19 protein-coding genes and 3 pseudogenes are annotated in these 17,447 nt (G+C 42.1%); 21 read left to right on the top strand and 1 reads right to left on the bottom strand.

Annotation, left to right across the window (positions count from 1 at the left end; translation table 11 throughout):
- Positions 1-226 precede the first annotated feature (226 nt).
- The 12 genes and pseudogenes from ACESZG_RS03505 (at position 227) to ACESZG_RS03450 (ending at position 11,937) form a co-directional block, all read left to right on the top strand.
- On the top strand, positions 227-1,888 hold the full coding sequence (locus tag ACESZG_RS03505; protein ID WP_055056075.1) for an IS66 family transposase: 1,662 nt from the start codon (positions 227-229) through the stop codon (positions 1,886-1,888).
- Positions 1,889-2,245: 357 nt separating this feature from the next.
- Positions 2,246-3,070: a recombinase family protein gene (locus ACESZG_RS03500; RefSeq protein ID WP_373217567.1), complete on the top strand. Its 825-nt coding sequence runs from the start codon at positions 2,246-2,248 to the stop codon at positions 3,068-3,070.
- 33 nt (positions 3,071-3,103) lie between these two features.
- The gene (locus tag ACESZG_RS03495; protein WP_147418534.1) at positions 3,104-3,331 is read left to right on the top strand and encodes a DUF6870 family protein; all 228 of its coding nucleotides are present in this window, start codon (positions 3,104-3,106) and stop codon (positions 3,329-3,331) included.
- A 154-nt stretch (positions 3,332-3,485) separates the two neighbouring features.
- A complete protein-coding gene (locus ACESZG_RS03490) occupies positions 3,486-5,153 on the top strand; it encodes a recombinase family protein (RefSeq protein WP_161233676.1) in 1,668 nt (555 codons plus the stop codon).
- A complete protein-coding gene (locus tag ACESZG_RS03485; protein WP_147418535.1) occupies positions 5,146-6,825 on the top strand; it encodes a recombinase family protein in 1,680 nt (559 codons plus the stop codon). The genes ACESZG_RS03490 and ACESZG_RS03485 overlap by 8 nt, the downstream gene beginning before the upstream one ends.
- Entirely contained in the window at positions 6,815-8,401 is a 1,587-nt protein-coding gene (locus ACESZG_RS03480) for a recombinase family protein (RefSeq protein ID WP_161233675.1), read from the top strand. The genes ACESZG_RS03485 and ACESZG_RS03480 overlap by 11 nt, the downstream gene beginning before the upstream one ends.
- Positions 8,402-8,512: 111 nt before the next feature.
- Positions 8,513-9,046, top strand: a complete 534-nt coding sequence (locus ACESZG_RS03475; protein ID WP_119242579.1) for a hypothetical protein — start codon at positions 8,513-8,515, stop codon at positions 9,044-9,046.
- 50 nt (positions 9,047-9,096) lie between these two features.
- Complete coding sequence (locus ACESZG_RS03470; protein ID WP_055057487.1) at positions 9,097-9,843, top strand: hypothetical protein; 747 nt, start codon at positions 9,097-9,099, stop codon at positions 9,841-9,843.
- Positions 9,844-9,877: 34 nt separating this feature from the next.
- Positions 9,878-10,405, top strand: coding sequence for a DUF4314 domain-containing protein (locus ACESZG_RS03465; protein WP_070102656.1), 528 nt, complete (start codon positions 9,878-9,880; stop codon positions 10,403-10,405).
- Between the two features lie 121 nt (positions 10,406-10,526).
- A pseudogene (locus tag ACESZG_RS03460) lies at positions 10,527-11,153 on the top strand (ABC transporter ATP-binding protein); the annotation flags it as partial.
- Between the two features lie 10 nt (positions 11,154-11,163).
- Complete coding sequence (locus ACESZG_RS03455; RefSeq protein ID WP_373217563.1) at positions 11,164-11,475, top strand: hypothetical protein; 312 nt, start codon at positions 11,164-11,166, stop codon at positions 11,473-11,475.
- Positions 11,476-11,766: 291 nt separating this feature from the next.
- The gene (locus tag ACESZG_RS03450; protein ID WP_242833516.1) at positions 11,767-11,937 is read left to right on the top strand and encodes a hypothetical protein; all 171 of its coding nucleotides are present in this window, start codon (positions 11,767-11,769) and stop codon (positions 11,935-11,937) included.
- Between the two features lie 14 nt (positions 11,938-11,951).
- Here ACESZG_RS03450 and ACESZG_RS03445 read toward each other — a convergent pair.
- A pseudogene (locus ACESZG_RS03445) lies at positions 11,952-12,104 on the bottom strand (DUF6783 domain-containing protein); the annotation flags it as partial.
- Here ACESZG_RS03445 and ACESZG_RS03440 point away from each other — a divergent pair.
- The 9 genes and pseudogenes from ACESZG_RS03440 to queA all read left to right on the top strand — a co-directional run.
- Positions 12,081-12,185, top strand: a pseudogene (locus ACESZG_RS03440) (DUF6783 domain-containing protein); the annotation flags it as partial. The pseudogenes ACESZG_RS03445 and ACESZG_RS03440 sit on opposite strands and share 24 nt — an antisense overlap.
- 92 nt (positions 12,186-12,277) lie before the next feature.
- Positions 12,278-12,445 (top strand): hypothetical protein, encoded by a 168-nt coding sequence (locus ACESZG_RS03435; protein ID WP_172730309.1) that lies wholly within the window; start codon positions 12,278-12,280, stop codon positions 12,443-12,445.
- 71 nt (positions 12,446-12,516) lie between these two features.
- Complete coding sequence (ylxM, locus tag ACESZG_RS03430; RefSeq protein WP_008704687.1) at positions 12,517-12,840, top strand: YlxM family DNA-binding protein; 324 nt, start codon at positions 12,517-12,519, stop codon at positions 12,838-12,840.
- 3 nt (positions 12,841-12,843) lie between these two features.
- Entirely contained in the window at positions 12,844-14,199 is a 1,356-nt protein-coding gene (gene ffh / locus ACESZG_RS03425; RefSeq protein WP_055057849.1) for a signal recognition particle protein, read from the top strand.
- A gap of 113 nt (positions 14,200-14,312) precedes the next feature.
- A complete protein-coding gene (gene rpsP / locus ACESZG_RS03420) occupies positions 14,313-14,558 on the top strand; it encodes a 30S ribosomal protein S16 (RefSeq protein WP_008704685.1) in 246 nt (81 codons plus the stop codon).
- Between the two features lie 64 nt (positions 14,559-14,622).
- Entirely contained in the window at positions 14,623-14,853 is a 231-nt protein-coding gene (locus ACESZG_RS03415) for a KH domain-containing protein (protein WP_008704683.1), read from the top strand.
- Positions 14,854-14,997: 144 nt separating this feature from the next.
- Positions 14,998-15,501, top strand: a complete 504-nt coding sequence (gene rimM / locus ACESZG_RS03410; RefSeq protein ID WP_008704681.1) for a ribosome maturation factor RimM — start codon at positions 14,998-15,000, stop codon at positions 15,499-15,501.
- The gene (gene trmD, locus ACESZG_RS03405) at positions 15,502-16,260 is read left to right on the top strand and encodes a tRNA (guanosine(37)-N1)-methyltransferase TrmD (RefSeq protein WP_008704678.1); all 759 of its coding nucleotides are present in this window, start codon (positions 15,502-15,504) and stop codon (positions 16,258-16,260) included.
- Complete coding sequence (gene queA / locus ACESZG_RS03400) at positions 16,257-17,282, top strand: tRNA preQ1(34) S-adenosylmethionine ribosyltransferase-isomerase QueA (protein WP_118330284.1); 1,026 nt, start codon at positions 16,257-16,259, stop codon at positions 17,280-17,282. The genes trmD and queA overlap by 4 nt, the downstream gene beginning before the upstream one ends.
- The last annotated feature ends 165 nt before the right edge of the window (positions 17,283-17,447 follow it).

Raw genomic sequence — 17,447 nt, 5'->3', positions numbered from 1 at the left:
TCCTTTCGAATGCGATGTGGATGAGACTCAAAAAAACATCTGTTTTAAAACAGCAGGTGGATATCTTTCCTAAAAGAATGAGCATACAGGCATATCTTTCATTTTTTTAGGAAAGATATCCACAACTGAGGTACCGTCAGATTGACAGTACCATCTGTCCCGTCTGTTTGCCATATCCCCGTACTTCTTTTATAATAGGGATAAGAAAACAAAGGACGGAAATGCCATGCCTCATGATACAGAAGATATGATCCAGCTTTTATTAAACACGAATAAAGAACAGGAACAGACCATTGTGGATCTCAGAGCTACCATAAAAGAGCTCCGCAGCACTATTGCGAACCTGAACGAGACGATAGATGAACTGAAAAGGAAGATCTTTGGAACATCCAGCGAAAAGACCAGGCGTCCTGATCAGGAGGAAGGAATCCAGGAGGAAGAAACGGTGACCGTTGTAAAAGAACATACACGGACCAGAAGAAAAAAGTCTGTTCGTGCAGATCTGTATGAGGCCCTTCCCATAAAAGAGATCTCCTGCGATGTTCCCCCGGAAGAAAGGATCTGTCCGGACTGTGGTTCCCCGATGGAACACCTGGGGTATAAGTTTGTCCGGGAAGAACTGCGTATCACTCCGGCAAAAGTGGTAAGGGTCCATTACATGCAGGAAACCCTTATGTGTCCTGTATGTCGGCAGGAGGATGAAACAATGATCGTAGAGGCAAAAACACCGACACCGCTTCTTGCCCATAGTCCCGCATCGCCGGATATGGTGGCAATGGTCATGTACCAGAAAAGCTTTCTGCACCTTCCCTTTTACCGTCAGTCAAAAGACTGGATGGAAAAAGGGGTGCCTGTCCCAAGAGAAACTGCAGCGCACTGGTACAATTACTGTTCATTGGAATATCTCTCTCCAGTCTATGAAGTAATGCATCAGGAACTGCTGGCAAGAGAGATCCTCCATGCAGACGAGGTACCCTGTCAGGTGCTTCATGAAGAGGGAAAAACTGCCACTTCAAAATCCTATATGTGGATCTACCTGAGCGGGACTGATGGAAAACCACCGATCATCCTGTATGATTACAGACCCGGACGGAGCGGGGATTATCCGATAGAATTTCTCCATGGTTTCACTGGGATGCTCCAGTGTGATGGGTATAGTGCATACGGCAGGATCGAAGATGTTGTCCTGGTCTGCTGTCTTGCCCACTGCAGGCGTAAGTTCTTTGAAGCAGTCCCAAAAGCACGTCAGAAAAAGCTGAAACTTCTGGACATTAATTCTGAACAGGAACTTGCAGAACCTCCGCAGGGAACTGCAGAAGACAGTTCCCTGCTCCCTGCCGAAAAAGGAGTTGCATTCTGTAACCGTCTTTTCTATATGGAACGTCTCTACAAAGAACTTCCACAGGAAGAACGAAAACAGAAACGCCAGGAAACAGAACCTGCCATCTGGAATGAATTCTGGACATGGTTGGAAACCCTGGAGCCTGCTGGCGGGAGTAAGCTTGAAAAAGCGGTAAACTATGCCTTTAATCATAAAGAGACCCTTATGAATTATCTACTGGATGGAAGATGCGAGATCTCTAATAATGCAGCGGAACGTCGGGCAAAAACCTATGTGACGGGGCGTAAAAACTTTCTGTTTCATGATACTGCTGATGGAGCAACGGCAAGTGCCATTGTATTGAGTCTCATAGAAACAGCGAAAGCCAATAACCTGAACATCTATCATTATCTCTACACCTTGCTGCTGTATATGCCGGACTATAAAAATGAGCCCGCAGGCATAAAACAGCTGCTGCCATGGAGTGACTTTATAAAAGAAAGATGTACCGGGATCATAGATATCGAAAAAGTAAGACCTGAAGAACGTGGGAACCTGAATATTTAAGGTTCCCAGGAAGTCGTGACCGGGTGATTATTCATCGCTTACAGAATATCAGTATGGTGATATTTTATTTTTGGTTAAAACATGTCATTTCTGACATTAAAAATATCTTGAAGGACACAAAAACATCCAGGACATCCAATAGGATGATGTGGAGCAATGAGCTGCGCGAGGAAGCATTTGTCTGCCAGACATAATTTTTTTTCATAACAGGGCAGATCAGACAAGGAATCGTAATAGAAGAAGGAAAAGTGTGAGCGGCACTCCGGCATGGGTTACCGGCGGCAGGTAATCCGAAACCCTGGATGATAATGATACCTTTACTGACAAAAACACGGTAACCAGGGTAGCGTCTGGGACATGCTGCAGCGGGAAAGGGTACTGCAGGGTGTCAGGCGGTCTGCTAAGACCGGTCCTACATACTCCCGTTTCACACCGGGGAGAGAGAATGAAAAAATCATGCTGGCAGGGAAGTTGCTGTCAGCATGGTGTGTGGAAATTAAAGAAGAAACTATTTATTTTATCCGTATTTGTTTTCAGGGATATGCAGAAAAGTCTTATTTTCTTCATATCCCTGGGATGAAATCCGGGAAAATCAGGAAGGAGAGCAACAGCATGAAACTATTTGCATTTAATGAATTGTTTTCAAAAGAGAAAAAGAGCAGGGGACAGGAATCTCTCGTATGCTTTGGAAAGATCAATAACGGAGAGGTTTTTATCAGTCCAGTCGTATGTCTGGATGCAAAGCCTTTGAATGCGGTGATATATAACCGTTTTGTATCTTCTGAAAGCGCACAGTGTTTTCTGGATTATGAACGTGAGATTGAGGTGTTATGCTGTGAGGTACAGGAATATAATCTGCTGGCAATGTTTAACTCCGTGGGCTGCAGTACGGCTGTGGAGGATATTGCATGGGATAAAATACTGGAGCTTGCCCGAAAACATTTGATTGATGTTGTAGTCCTTCAAAGCATGAGCCGGCTGTCGGGAAACTTTGAGGAGATCATAGAAATTTTGGATACTCTTTACAGTTATGGTGTAAAAGTAGACTGTATGGGCTATGGCATCCTGGAACAGGATGTTTTATATCAGTACATAGAAAAAAGAAAGAGAGAAACCCAGATTTTAGAAGAAAGGATTCTTGAAATCATGCTGGAAAGTATGGATGAGGGAATGGAAGGGTAAATTCATATGCTTACCAGGGAAGACTTGATGCATATGAGAAACATGTCTTTTGAGGATATCAATCCGGCAGAAATACCAGATTTGGATGAAATGAACATAGATGTTACAAAAAGTAAAAGGGAAAAGATTCTGGGCATCCTGGAATCAGGAAAGAATCCTTATTTCATAAAAAGCGGAAATATCGTTGTGAAAGTAGGGTTCGCTTCTACAAGCCGTACAATAGAGGAAGCACTTGAAAGCCTTGTGCAGATGAAGTGGTGATACAGAGGAGGAAACTGTGATTTGTGTCAGCGGATTGCGGGGTAGACAGGGGAATAGAACTATGGTAAGATGATGGCAAGTAGAGGACAAGCAGCTTGTGCTTCCAAACATCAAATTAGTTTAGCTGACTAATTTAATGATTGGAGTGCTTGCTATGAAAAACCAAATTATCGAAAAAATCTTTCGTGTTGTCATATATCTGCGCTTATCCGATGAGGACGGCGATAATCAGGAGAGTGACAGCATATCTAACCAGAGGATACTGAACAGGGGATTTCTGGAAGGAAAACAGGAGTTTCAGATTGTAAAAGAGTGCGTGGATGATGGATATACCGGCACGAATTTCAATCGTCCGGGTTTTCAGGAAATGATGAGACTGATTGAAAATGGAGAGGCAGACTGCATTGTTGTAAAAGACCTTTCCAGATTCGGCAGGGATTTCTCAGGAGTCCTTCAGTATGTAGAACGTATCCTGCCTAAAATGGGTGTGCGTCTGATATTGGTAAATGACCAGTATGACAGTATTGCACCAAACCATGATTTTATTACCCTTCGTTTAAAAAGTTTTATAAATGACATTTACCCTGCGGATACTTCAAGAAGTGTGCGTTCTAATTTACATGCCAAAATGGTGCATGGACAGTGTGTGGCGCCGTTTGCTTCTTATGGTTTTCTGAAATCTCCGGAGGATAAGCACCAGTTGATGATTGATCCGGTAGCCGGCTCTGTTGTAAAAGATATTTTTCACCTGAAGCTGAAAGGGCACAGTCTGAATGATATTGCGGAAAATCTGAACCTCCGCGGTATACTGACACCGCTTGCTTATAAACGGATCTGCCTGAAACAGAATTTAAAGACTGGATTCAAGGTATCGGGGAATAACCAGTGGGAAGCAACCATGGTACGGCGCATTTTATTGGACGAGCGTTATACCGGTGTGCTGATTCAGGGAAAAACCACAACGCCAAACCATAAGGTCAAAAAGCTGATTCGAAAAGAAGCGGATGAATGGGTACGCTATGAAAATGCTTTTGACGGTGCGATTGATAAGCATACCTATGAGGTTGTGCAGAATCTTATGAGCCGGGATACCAGGAAGTCAGCAAAAGGACTGGCACTTCTGGGCGGTTTAGTGGAATGTGCAGACTGTCATCAGAGCATGGTGCGTAAAAGTCCCAATGGAACAAATTATTATTATGTCTGTTCTACTTCTCTGTATGAGAAAACCTGCAGTCCTCACAGTATCAGTGAGGAAAAGCTGATAGAAGCTGTAAGAAAAAGCGTCATGCATTATATTTCGCTTATTGTGGAACTGAATGAAATTCTGAGCTATGTCAAAACGGCTTCAATTCCACAGCAGAAATTGTATGAAGAGGATCTGCAGTTAAAAATGCTGGAACAGGAAAGTGAAAGAATCCTGAAAATCAAGATGAATCTGTATAACAGTTTTTGCGAAGGGCTTCTTGATGAAGAGGAGTTCAAGTCATATAAGAAAAAATATGATGCTTCACTTAAACAAACGGAAGAAGCTATAAAGAAGCAGCGGACAGAGATTGCAGATATGCAGGCAGCATTAGAAAATCAGCAGGAATGGATGAAACATTTCCTGGTTTATAAGGACAGAGAAGAAATAGACCGCATTATGCTGACCATGCTGGTAAAAAGAATCTGTGTGGATTCAAAGAAAAGGCTTACCATACATTTTTGGTTTGCAGATGAATTTGAACGTCTGATTTCTCTGCTTTCTACAGTAAATAAGGTGCAGCCGGATACGGGGATTGAGAACTTCCTTCTTAGAGAGGGGGAAGAGATCAGTGCCTAGAGTAAGCAAGAGAACAAAAAAAGCGGAAACACAGCCGCAGATAAAGTATTACCGTACTTATATTTATTTGAGATTATCCGAGAAAGACGGAGGCCACGGACGCAGAGATTCCATTTATATTCAGAAACAGATCTGCGTGGATTTTGCAAAGAAACATCCGGAAATGCTGATTATGAAAGTCTATACAGATAATGGTGTAACAGGAACCACCTTTGAAAGAAAGGCTTTTGAAGAGTTGATGACGGATGTGCGTGCAGGGAAAGTGGACTGTATTATTGTAAAGGATTTTTCAAGATTTGGTAGAGATGCCTTAGATGCAGTTGATCTGATTGATGTGATTTTCCCAACACTTGATGTACGTTTTATTTCTGTTCTTGATGAATATGACAGTGAAAATCCGGCCTGTGTGCAGGACAGGGTAACAAACATCCTGAAGCATTTTATGAATGATTATTATGCAAGGGAAGTTTCCTCAAAACTGATTCAGGCACATAAGATTTCCAGAGAAAAAGGAGAATATTGGGGCGGAAGACCTCCATATGGCTATGAACGTGCCGAAGATAACAATAAGAAGCTGGTGCCGGAGAAGACAGAAAGAAAGATTGTCCAGAAAATTTTTTACTGGTACGTGTTTGAAGATATGTCAAGCTATGATATGGCCAGGGAATTGAATGGCGGAGGAATCCCAAGTCCGACAGAAAGTTATGAAATCCGGAGATTCGGAAAAGTGAAAAGGAAGAAACGGATATATTGGGGAGCGGATACTATCCAGCGGATATTACAGAATCCATTATATATCGGTGCTGCCGTAAGCGGGAAAACAAAACAGATGCTTTGTGAGAATCTTCCATTTCAGATAATACCAAAGGAACAGTGGGAAATACAGGAAAATGTATGGGAGCCGCTGATTGAAAGGACAGTATTTGAACAAGCACAGCAGATTCTAAAAGAACGATGGAAAGATAACTTGGAGATATGGGCTGCGAGTATAGCAGGTAAGGGTTCCGCAAATGGACCTCTTCTTGGAAGAATTTATTGTGGATGCTGTGGAAAAAGAATGAAACGTTCCAGAACCGGACGCAATGGAAAACAGGAAAGGATGAGTTATCGGTGTTCTACCGCAGAAATCACTGATGAAACGGAGTGCCTGAAATATATAAATGAAAAATGTGTATTCCAGGCAGTACGTGGTGCTTTGCAGTATCAAATGAAACTCGCATCGGACTATCATACCAAATATGGTATGGATTTTTACAGAAAATTAGAGAAAGAAACTTCCCTGATTATAAAAAAATCAAAAGGTGATTATGAAAAATACGAGGGAAAACTGGAACAGCTCTTTGAACATTATGCTACTGGGCTTATTGATCGTGAGGAGTATCTGGAATTTAAAGAAACTTATCTTTCGGAACAGGAGCAGGCTCATAAAAAACTAAAGGAAAAACAAATTTATTATCAGAACATTTTAGAACGTCTTATGGCAAAGATAGACTGGGCAGATGAACTGATAAAATATCAAGGGGTTACGGAAATCACCAGGGAGATTGTGGAACGGTTCATAGAAAAAGTTGTGGTAAAATCCGCAACAGAGATTACCGTATATTTTTGGTTTGGAGATATCTTTGAACAGGAAGTACCGGATATGGAAAGGGGGCTTTTGGATGCAGTATAAGTATGTCATCGGTTATCTCCGGCTTTCACAGGATGATGAAGATAAAAATGATGAGAGTAACAGCATCAAGAACCAGAGGCTTCTGATCCAGCAGTTCATCAACGGTAATGAAGAGTTTCAAGGAGCAAAAACGGTATTCTTTTCAGATGATGGATATAGCGGAACAAATTTTAACCGTCCGGATTTTAAAAAGATGATGGAACTGGTAAAAGCTGAAAGTTCCTGCTGTGTCATTGTGAAGGATCTGTCCAGATTAGGAAGGGATACCATTGATACGCAGCAGTATATAGAAAAGATTTTTCCGTTTTTACTTGTCCGTTTCATTGCGATAAATGATTATTATGACAGCAGTGCTCCCCTTGCATCACGAAAGGATACAGAAGCTAAATTTAAGAATCTGGTAAACGGTATCTATCCGCAGATATGTTCAAAGAATATCAAGCAGGTCATGCGGAAACAGGCAGAAGCGGGAAAGTACCATGGTTCGGTTCCTCCTTATGGTTATATGTTTAAAAATGAGGATAAGACGGTACTGCATCTGGACAGAGAGGTGTCCGGAAATGTACGTTTTATCTTTGATAAAAGATTAGAAGGTGAAAAGTATTCAGAAATTGCTAAAATGATGAACGAAAAGGGAATAGAAACCCCTACGGCGTATCTTCTTAAAAAGGGATATTCATTATATAATACACAATGCCTTCCGGTATGGAACAGCCATATGGTAAGGAAAATTCTATTAAATCCAATCTATGCAGGCATCATGACAAACCATAAAAGTGAAAAAAAAGATTTGAGCACAAAATCCTGTGTCCGTCTTCCAAGAAAAGATTGGATCTATGTTCCAGGAACTCACGAAGCCATTGTGACAGCAGATGAACTTGATAAGGTTATGGGAATGGTGGAAACAGGTGCTGCGTATCATGGACCGCAGAAAATACCCAAAAATATATTCCGATATAAGCTGAAATGCGGATATTGTGGACGTGCCCTCCGGGTAAGAAGCGAGAATAAAACGCCTGCGATGGGCTGCAGTACATCCAAAGTCAGTCAAAACACAAAATGTTATGCCGGACAATATAAAACAGCAGAGTTTGAAAAGCTTTTCTTAAAGCTGGTTCAGCGGGAAGCTGCCCTTGCAGAAGATACATTGAAACAGATAAAACAGGTCAGTAAAACCCAGAATCTTTCAAAACTGAAAAGCCGTAAAAAAGGCTGTGAAGAAAAGGTGCAGAAAGTAAAACAGCAAAAGATGGAATTCTATGAAGCTTTCGTGGATGGTAAAGTGACAAAAGAAGGATATTTAAGGAAGAAAGAGCTGCTTACACAGAAGGAACACCGGTATAAAGAATTAATAACCGAGCTTCAGGAACAGATTATTCAAGCAGAGGAAAAAAGAAAACTTGCGAAATCACCGGAACTTCTTGCTTTTTCTAAATGCAAAGACCTGACAGAGCTTTCTTATGAAGTGATACAGGAACTGGTGGAGGTAATCTATTTCTATGACCCGGAACATATTGAAGTAATCTGGAAATACCGGGACGAATTTTTAGAGGCAGAAAAAGCTTTGGCTGAATGAAAAATAGTATGGAATATAGGCAGAGAAAAGGGAAGAACGCAGTGCGGACTTCCTTTTTTCTGCCTATAAAGTCAAATAGAGGATAGTAAAAATGGAAAGGAAGGTTTTCCTATGTATCTTGAAAAACCTATTGAAGAACTGATGAAACTTATTGAGGAAAGCGGGTATTCAACTTATGCTTCCTGGAAAATACAGCATGAGATGGAGGAAGCTAAACGGCTTTATGATTATTTGATTGAAGTTCAGGGGGTACCGGATGAAGAAACCCTTAAAAGGGGTATGTCCGTTGTGGTGGTACGGTATTATTTGTTTCTACTTAACCGTTTAAAATATATTCTTCCCTATGATGCCATGGGCTGCCAGTTTTCGGTTCCTTTATTTTTACTGGAAGAATTCCGGGATGAAAATATTCTTGAAAAAATCAAAAATTTTGGTGGTATATACACCTGGTTGGAAAGTTGTGAGTTGGAACACGAAATTCAGAAGTTCATTACAGTGCATCTTGATCCACGTGGAATCATCCTTTATATGGACATACTAAGCCACCGGCAGGATAAGAATGATATTATGCCGGAACCGGCAGTTAAACTCTCAATGGAAAAATGGATAACAAAGAAGAATGGAACAGAGTATGCTTGTTCGTAAAATTTCTGGCTGAAAACAGCAGACTAAAATAAAAAATGAGGAGGAAGGTCATGGTCAAGGAAAGAATACTTGCAGTTCCCTATACAACGGTTTTTATTGCACAGCTTCCAAAAGAAACACAGGATATCATCCGGGAGGATATGAAGCTGCACGCAAGGGAAAACGGATACCGCCTGGAATGGGATGCCGAAGCCAGGGATTATATTGGAATGACCCGGCGGTTTTGTGACATTGAAGAGATATATGCACATACGAAAGTGGATTTTTGTGAACCGGGTGAGGATATCGAACCATATGAAAGAAGCCAGCAGCGGAACATTGTTTTAAAACTCCCGGAGGATGATATAAAAGATTTATGTGCGAAAGCAGGAAGAAACGGTATGACTGTATCGCAGCTTCTTGAAAATTTTGTTTCAGACCTTGTAGGCGGTTCCAGAACAAACGGCTCAGATGAGAGAATGTATGCAAACCAATGGTTTGAACGGTGCTGGTTCAGTTTTGAACCGGAGCAGACATTTCTTAGTTACCTGCTTGACTGGGGACAGATTGAATATGCAATAGAGGACTGGACGGAGCTTGAGGATTACAAAGGTCAGGATACCCTGGATGAATATGATAAGGAGGAGATGGAAAGCCTCAAAGAATCTTTGGATGAACTGTTTGAGGAATATCAAAGTGCCAATAAGAATCCAGCAGATTCCACTTTGGAAGAGGGTATGCAAAAGGTTATAAAATGGGATAAGGAACGTCAGATGCTTCTGGCAGGAAACCCGGTGGAAAGAAGAAAAGAAAGATAAAAACGTCTTAATTGGGTTGGAAGGAGAATAAGAAATGAGCTTTATTAGTAGTGCGGAACTTGTTATTTTACGAAAGATGTATCCGGAGGGATGCAGGGTGTCCCTGGAAAGAATGGTTGATGAACCGTATGCAAAATTGCACCCTGGTGATCTTGGGACTGTAAGGAATGTTGATGATGCGGGGCAGATACATATTTCCTGGGATCAGGGGAGCAGCGTAGCCGTTATATATAAAGTAGATAGCTGTAACTGCTTGATGACGAAAGAACAGATGGATGAAACCCTTGCACAGATGAAAAGAATACCATTTGAGAATATGGACAGACTGCAGGCATGGATGGAAGAGAAACTTCTTCCGGTATTTCCAAAACTGTTTTTCAGACCGGCAATAAATGGTGAATTGTTGGTGGAGATGGGGTGCAGTGCATTCACATTGAAAAATGCAAGGATAACGGTTGGATTCACTCAGGATGCACAGGGACATATTTTCATAGACAGATGTAAACTTGGAATGGCGGTAACAGAAAAAAAGGAAATAGGAAAGGCAGCAAAACAAAAATAGCTTATGCAAAAGAAGGAGTTAAATGCAGTTTGGGAAGAAATGTTGACAAACTGGTAAAACCAACGTAAACTTTATTTTGCAGAAAGTGACAATTTTTTTTGGTAATTACTTGACACAATGGGGCAAGTCTACGGTGGCGAAGCTGATTGCCGGGTATTGGGATGTTACATCCGGCAGCATTACCCTCGGCGGCCATGAGCTGAAGGATATGCCGCTGTCTGAAATTGCAGACCAGATTTCCTATGTATCTCAGGACAACTACCTGTTTAACCGCAGTATCCGGGAGAATATCCGCATGGGAAGACCCAGTGCCACGGACGCAGAGGTGGAGCAGGCAGCCAAACAAAGCGGCTGCGACGCCTTTATCCGCAAGCTGAATAATGGCTATGATACGGTTGTCGGCAGCGCCGGTTCCCATCTTTCCGGCGGTGAACGCCAGCGGATTGCCATCGCCCGCGCCATGCTGAAGGACGCACCGATCATCATTTTGGATGAGGCAACAAGCAGCGTTGACCCGGAGAATGAGGATGAATTGCAGCGTGCTATTGAGGCACTGACCCATGACAAGACTATCATCATGATTGCCCACCGGTTGAAAACCGTTCGCAACGCCGACCAGATCCTTGTGCTGGACAATGCACACATTATCCAGCGCGGCACTCATGCAGAGCTGATTCGGCAGAATGGCCTGTATGCCGATTTTGTATCGGCCAGACAGGAGGCCATCGGCTGGAAGCTGGCTCAGTAAAGGAGGACTTATGAACCTTTATGCATCTGGAGAAGATTATTTAGAAGCAATTTTGGTTCTCTATAAAAAATTTGGAAGCGTCCGCTCGGTAGACATCGCTCGACATATGGAAGTATTAAGTGAGCTGTATACATTAACCAAAGATTTTTGTAACATTATATTCTCAAAAAATGCTGCAAAATTAGACGAATGGATCAATACAGCACAAAAATATGATATTTCTGAATTTCAAACATTTATAAACGGTGTAAAAAAGGACTTAACTGCTGTAAAAAACGGAATCATATATTCGTATAATAACGGCTTGCAGAAGGTAGTGTAAATAAAATCAAAATTATAAAACGAATAATGTATGGCAGAAACAGTTTTGAATTATTGAAAGCGGAAGTGTTATTTGATGAACTTTTTCACGATAAATTCAACGCTTACGTTTTTCCAGCTTTTCCAGGAGCAGGTGGAAGCATAAACGATGGAATATTGGATGCTGCACTCACACCGAAGCTAATACGGCCAACAACATTTGCAGAGATATCGGGAAATACATCTGAAAGAGCGAAACAGTTTTCAAAGATATTAAAACATTCCCATATACCATATCAGCAAGGTAAAAGATATGTATATGTGGCAGCTTTGCCATCTGGCTATGGTAGTTCCGATTGCAGATGCATATTATGAAGCAGATTGCCTGGAAAAAGCAGGAAAAGAATGGAAGACCGAGAGAAAAACAGCAAAAAGACTGAAAAGAAATTTTTGCTTTTTAAAGAAAAAGTTTACCTGCCGATAAGATTGCTAAAGCCGTTAAGATTGGTGTTGATATTGTACAGAAATGGATTGATGAGAGCATGAGAGTCGCACATTAGAGCGTGTCTGAAAAATCATTCCCGCAATCTGCACGCCCCACTTTGCGGTATATTTTGCCCGAATTCAGTTGCCGTAGCCCGCTACGGCGCCCTCATCCGGGCAAAATTTCCCACAAATTGTGACATACATCTTGCGGAAAGCATTTTTCAGACACACTCTAGCAAATACTGAATTACAATGAAGCTGCCAGAAGATATAATTTTCTGGTGGCTTTTTTTCTGATATCACTGTATATAAAAATATGATAGAATGCAGGTCCTACGATGTCAATTCCTTTTGTAGATGATTCCGGAAACATCAGGAGGCAGGTATCAGACATTGTATTTGCAAATTCTGTTGGACGTGTCTGGAATGAACCTGGTAAGACAAAAAGATGGCAAATCAGAGAAGCGTTGATTTTACGCAGGATAACACAAGACAAAACAAGATAAAATTTAGTTCGTCAAGATAAAATGCTTGACAGCACATTGTAAATAGGTTAATATAGTCAAGGTGATTACAGATGGAGAAGTTTGTAGAGCAAGGTTATTTATATGATTTTTATGGAGAACTTCTGACAGAGAGACAGCAGCAGGTTTATGAGAGCGTGGTGCTGGAGGATTACTCGCTGAGTGAAGTCGCAGAGGATCTGGGCATCAGCAGACAGGGTGTGCATGATATGATCAAGAGATGCAACAAGACCCTTGAAGAGTATGAACAGAAGCTTCATCTTGTAGAGAAATTCCTGAATATACGGGCGCAGGTAAAGCAGATCCGTGTACTTGCCCGGGAATATCATTCCGATGAAATTGTAAATATTTCCAATGAGATTTTAGAGGAGTTATAACATATGGCATTTGAAAGCTTGACAGATAAACTGCAGAATGTATTTAAGAAGTTGCGAAGCAAGGGCCGCCTGACAGAGGAGGACGTTAAGCTTGCCCTTAAGGAAGTAAAGATGGCTCTGTTAGAGGCAGACGTAAACTTTAAGGTTGTGAAGCAGTTTACTAAATCTGTACAGGAGCAGGCAATCGGACAGGACGTTATGAGCGGTCTGAATCCGGGTCAGATGGTGATCAAGATTGTTAATGATGAACTTGTGAAATTAATGGGAAGTGAGACAACAGATCTGCCTCTTCGCCCGGGAAATGAGATCACAGTGTTCATGATGGCAGGTCTGCAGGGTGCAGGTAAGACCACCACAGTTGCGAAGCTTGCAGGTAAGCTGAAATCCAAAGGTAAGAAACCTCTTTTAGTAGCCTGCGATGTTTACCGTCCGGCGGCTATCACACAGTTGCAGGTCAACGGCGAGAAACAGGGCGTGGAAGTATTTTCCATGGGAGATAAGCAGAAGCCTGTGGATATTGCGAAAGCAGCCATAGAGCATGCGAAGGCAAATCAGCAGAATGTCGTACTTATCGATACAGCCGGTCGTCTTCATGTTGATGAAGATATGATGCAGGAACTTGCAGATATCAAGGCGAACATTCAGGTAGATGCAACCATCCTCATTGTAGATGCGATGACCGGACAGGATGCGGTAAATGTGGCAAGCACATTTGCTGATAAAGTAGGAATCGACGGTGTTATTCTTACCAAGATGGATGGTGATACCCGAGGCGGTGCAGCCCTTTCTATCAAGGCAGTAACCGGTAAGCCTATTCTGTATGTAGGTATGGGCGAGAAACTTTCTGATCTGGAGCAGTTCTATCCGGAACGTATGGCTTCCAGAATCCTTGGTATGGGTGATGTCATGAGCCTGATCGAGAAAGCAGAAGCTTCCATCGATAAAGAACAGGCGCAGGACATGCAGAAGAAGTTAAAGAAAATGGACTTTGACTTCAACGATTACCTTACCAGTATGGAACAGATGAACAAGATGGGCGGTATCGGCAGTATCCTGAATATGCTTCCAGGTATGGGCGGTAAGATGAAGGATATTGAGGGAATGATCGATGAGAAAGCCATGGACAGAACCAAGTCAATTATCCTTTCCATGACACCTCAGGAGAGAAGTAATCCGTCAATCCTGAACATTTCCAGAAAGAACCGTATTGCCAGAGGTGCAGGAGTAGATGTCTCTGAAGTAAACCGTCTGGTGAAACAGTTTGAGCAGAGCAAGAAGATGATGAAACAGATGCCTGGTCTTATGGGCGGAAAAGCCGGTAAGCGCAGCGGTGGATTTAAACTTCCGTTCGGACTGTAATTGATAAGTTAGCGAAGCGGATAACGCTTTGACATAAAAGTTACTGTTTCATAGCTGAACAGTAATATAACATAAGAAAACAATATATTTTATTTAATGGAGGAAAAGAAACAATGGCAGTTAAAATCAGATTAAGAAGAATGGGACAGAAGAAAGCACCTTTTTATAGAATCGTAGTTGCAGATTCCCGTTGCAAACGTGATGGAAGATGTATCGAAGAAATCGGAACATACGATCCAAACCTTGAGCCAAGCGCTGTAACAGTTGATGAAGAAGCAGCTAAAAAATGGCTTGCAGCAGGAGCTCAGCCTACAGATGTTGTAGCAAAAATCCTCAAAGATGCCGGAATTGAAAAATAATTCAGATATACCAGGATAAGGTATTTCTGCAGCGTCCGTAGGGGACGGGTCAGGGAGGTATGTAATGAAAGAATTAGTGGAAGTAATTGCAAAATCTCTTGTTGAAAATCCGGATGAAGTAGTTGTTACTGAGACAGAAAAGGAAGACGCGATCATCGTTGAACTGAAAGTCGGACCTGCTGACATGGGCAAGGTTATCGGACGGCAGGGAAGAATTGCGAAAGCGATCCGAACTGTGGTAAAAGCAGCTTCTTCAAAAAGCAGCAAAAAAGTGATTGTAGATATTCTGCAATGAAAATAAGGGTCAGGAGCTGTGGAACATCCCATGGCTCCTGATTTGGGTTTAAGCGGATTTGGAATATGGATCAGCATTCGCTGTGAGCAGGTATAAAAGCAGAATGCAAATGACGTATGATATGAAAATTATAGGAGTCAGCAGATGGAAGATTTATTAAAAGTTGGTGTGATCACTACGACACACGGAATACGCGGGGAAGTAAAAGTATATCCTACCACAGATGCAGACAGATTTCTGGATCTGGAATATGTTCTGCTTGACACAGGCAGAGAGAAAAGAAAGCTTGAAATAGAGAATGTTAAGTATTTCAAGAACCTTGTAATCCTGAAATTCAGGGGAATTGATAATATTAATGATATAGAGATGTATAAAAAAAGAGAACTCTGGATCCCGAGAGAAGAAGCGCAGGAGCTGGAAGAAGATGAATATTACATTGCAGACCTGATCGGTATGGATGTAGTTCTCGAAGACGGAAGCAAATTTGGAACTCTGAAAGATGTAATGGAAACAGGCGCTAATGATGTCTATGTAGTAGAGGATGCCAAAGGCGAAGAAATTCTGCTCCCTGCTATCAGGGAATGTATCCTTGATGTGGATGTGGAGAAGAATGTAATGACCATTCATCTGATGAAAGGATTAATATAAATGAATTTTCATGTTTTAACCCTGTTTCCGGAGATGATTGAAAATGGCATGAATACCAGCATTACCGGACGTGCGATCACAAAAGGTCTCCTCACACTGGAGGCAGTGAACATTCGCGATTATGCATTCAATAAGCACCAGAAAGTGGATGATTATACCTATGGTGGCGGTGCCGGAATGCTGATGCAGGCAGAACCGGTTTACCTTGCTTATGAGGCGATTGCAAATCGTACGGCAAAAAAGCCAAGAGTTGTATATCTGACTCCTCAGGGGCAGGTATTTAACCAGGCTATGGCCAGAGAAATGGCGCAGGAAGAGGATCTGGTATTCCTTTGTGGACACTATGAGGGAATTGATGAGCGTGTTCTGGAGGAAATCGTCACAGATTACGTATCTATCGGAGATTACGTGCTTACAGGCGGCGAACTTCCTGCAATGGTCATGATGGATTCCATTTCAAGAATGGTTCCGGGTGTACTGAACAATCAGGAGTCCGGTGAGACAGAATCCTTTGCAGGAAACCTTCTGGAGTATCCGCAGTACAGCCGTCCGGAAGAGTGGCATGGCAAAAAGGTACCGGAGGTTCTTATGTCCGGTCATCACGCAAACATAGAAAAGTGGCGCAGAGAGCAGTCAATTTACCGCACGGCAAAAAGACGCCCGGATCTTCTTAAGAAAGCTGATCTGACAAACAAAGAATGGAACTATGTGCGCCAGTTAAGGAAACAGTGGAAGGAAGAAGAGGAGCAGATAAAATGAAAACATCAGATTTTTATTATGACCTTCCTCAGGAACTGATCGCTCAGGATCCTCTGGAGGACAGAAGTTCATCCAGACTGATGCATCTGTCTTTAAAAGACGGCAGCATTGAACATCGTCATTTTACAGATGTTCTGGATTATCTGGAAGAGGGAGACTGCCTGGTCATCAACGATACAAAGGTAATCCCTGCCCGGTTATACGGACATAAAGAAGAGACAGGAGCACTGATCGAGATCCTGCTTCTGAAGCGAAGAGAGAATGATATCTGGGAGTGTCTGGTAAAACCCGGAAAGAAGGCACGCCCGGGTGCTAAGATCACATTTGGAAATGGTATTTTAAAAGGTGAGATCATTGATGTGGTGGACGAGGGAAACCGTCTGATCCAGTTCCATTATGAAGGAATCTTTGAAGAAATCCTGGATCAGCTTGGCGAAATGCCTCTGCCGCCTTATATTACACATAAACTGAAAGATAAGAACCGTTATCAGACAGTTTATGCAAAGAACGAAGGCTCCGCAGCAGCACCGACAGCAGGATTGCACTTTACTAAAGAGCTTCTTGAAAAAGTAAAGGAAAAAGGCGTCAATATCGCTCATGTGACTCTTCATGTAGGTCTCGGAACTTTCCGCCCTGTTAAAGTAGATGACGTGGAAAGCCACCATATGCATTCCGAATTCTACATAGTAGAGGAGGATCAGGCAAAGTTGATCAATGACACAAAGAAGGCAGGTAAACGTGTAATAGCAGTAGGAACCACAAGCTGCAGAACACTGGAATCTGCAACAGGAGAAGATGGAATTCTGAAATCCGGAAGCGGTTGGACAGAGATCTTTATCTATCCGGGCTATCATTTTAAAATGATCGATGCCCTGATCACAAACTTCCACCTGCCGGAATCCACACTTGTGATGTTGGTGTCTGCGCTGGCAGGCAAGGAGAACATCATGCATGCCTATGAGACTGCAGTGCAGGAAAAGTACAGATTTTTCTCTTTTGGAGATGCTATGATTATCATATAATGTCACCCAAATAATTATATCAATCAATTATCTGGTTATGAGCAAGTAGCGAAGAGGATGCTTTTATCTGCCTGATAAAAGCATAGTAAAAATATAAAAAAGAGCTGAGAAGTCCTTGACTGGATTTTTCAGCTCTTTTGAAGTATTGATGTGATTTTGGATGAA

It is taken from the genome of Blautia sp. Marseille-P2398, assembly GCF_964240315.1.
GTDB classification, from domain to species: domain Bacteria; phylum Bacillota; class Clostridia; order Lachnospirales; family Lachnospiraceae; genus Blautia_A; species Blautia_A wexlerae.
This window is presented reverse-complemented; position numbering and strand designations above follow the sequence as displayed.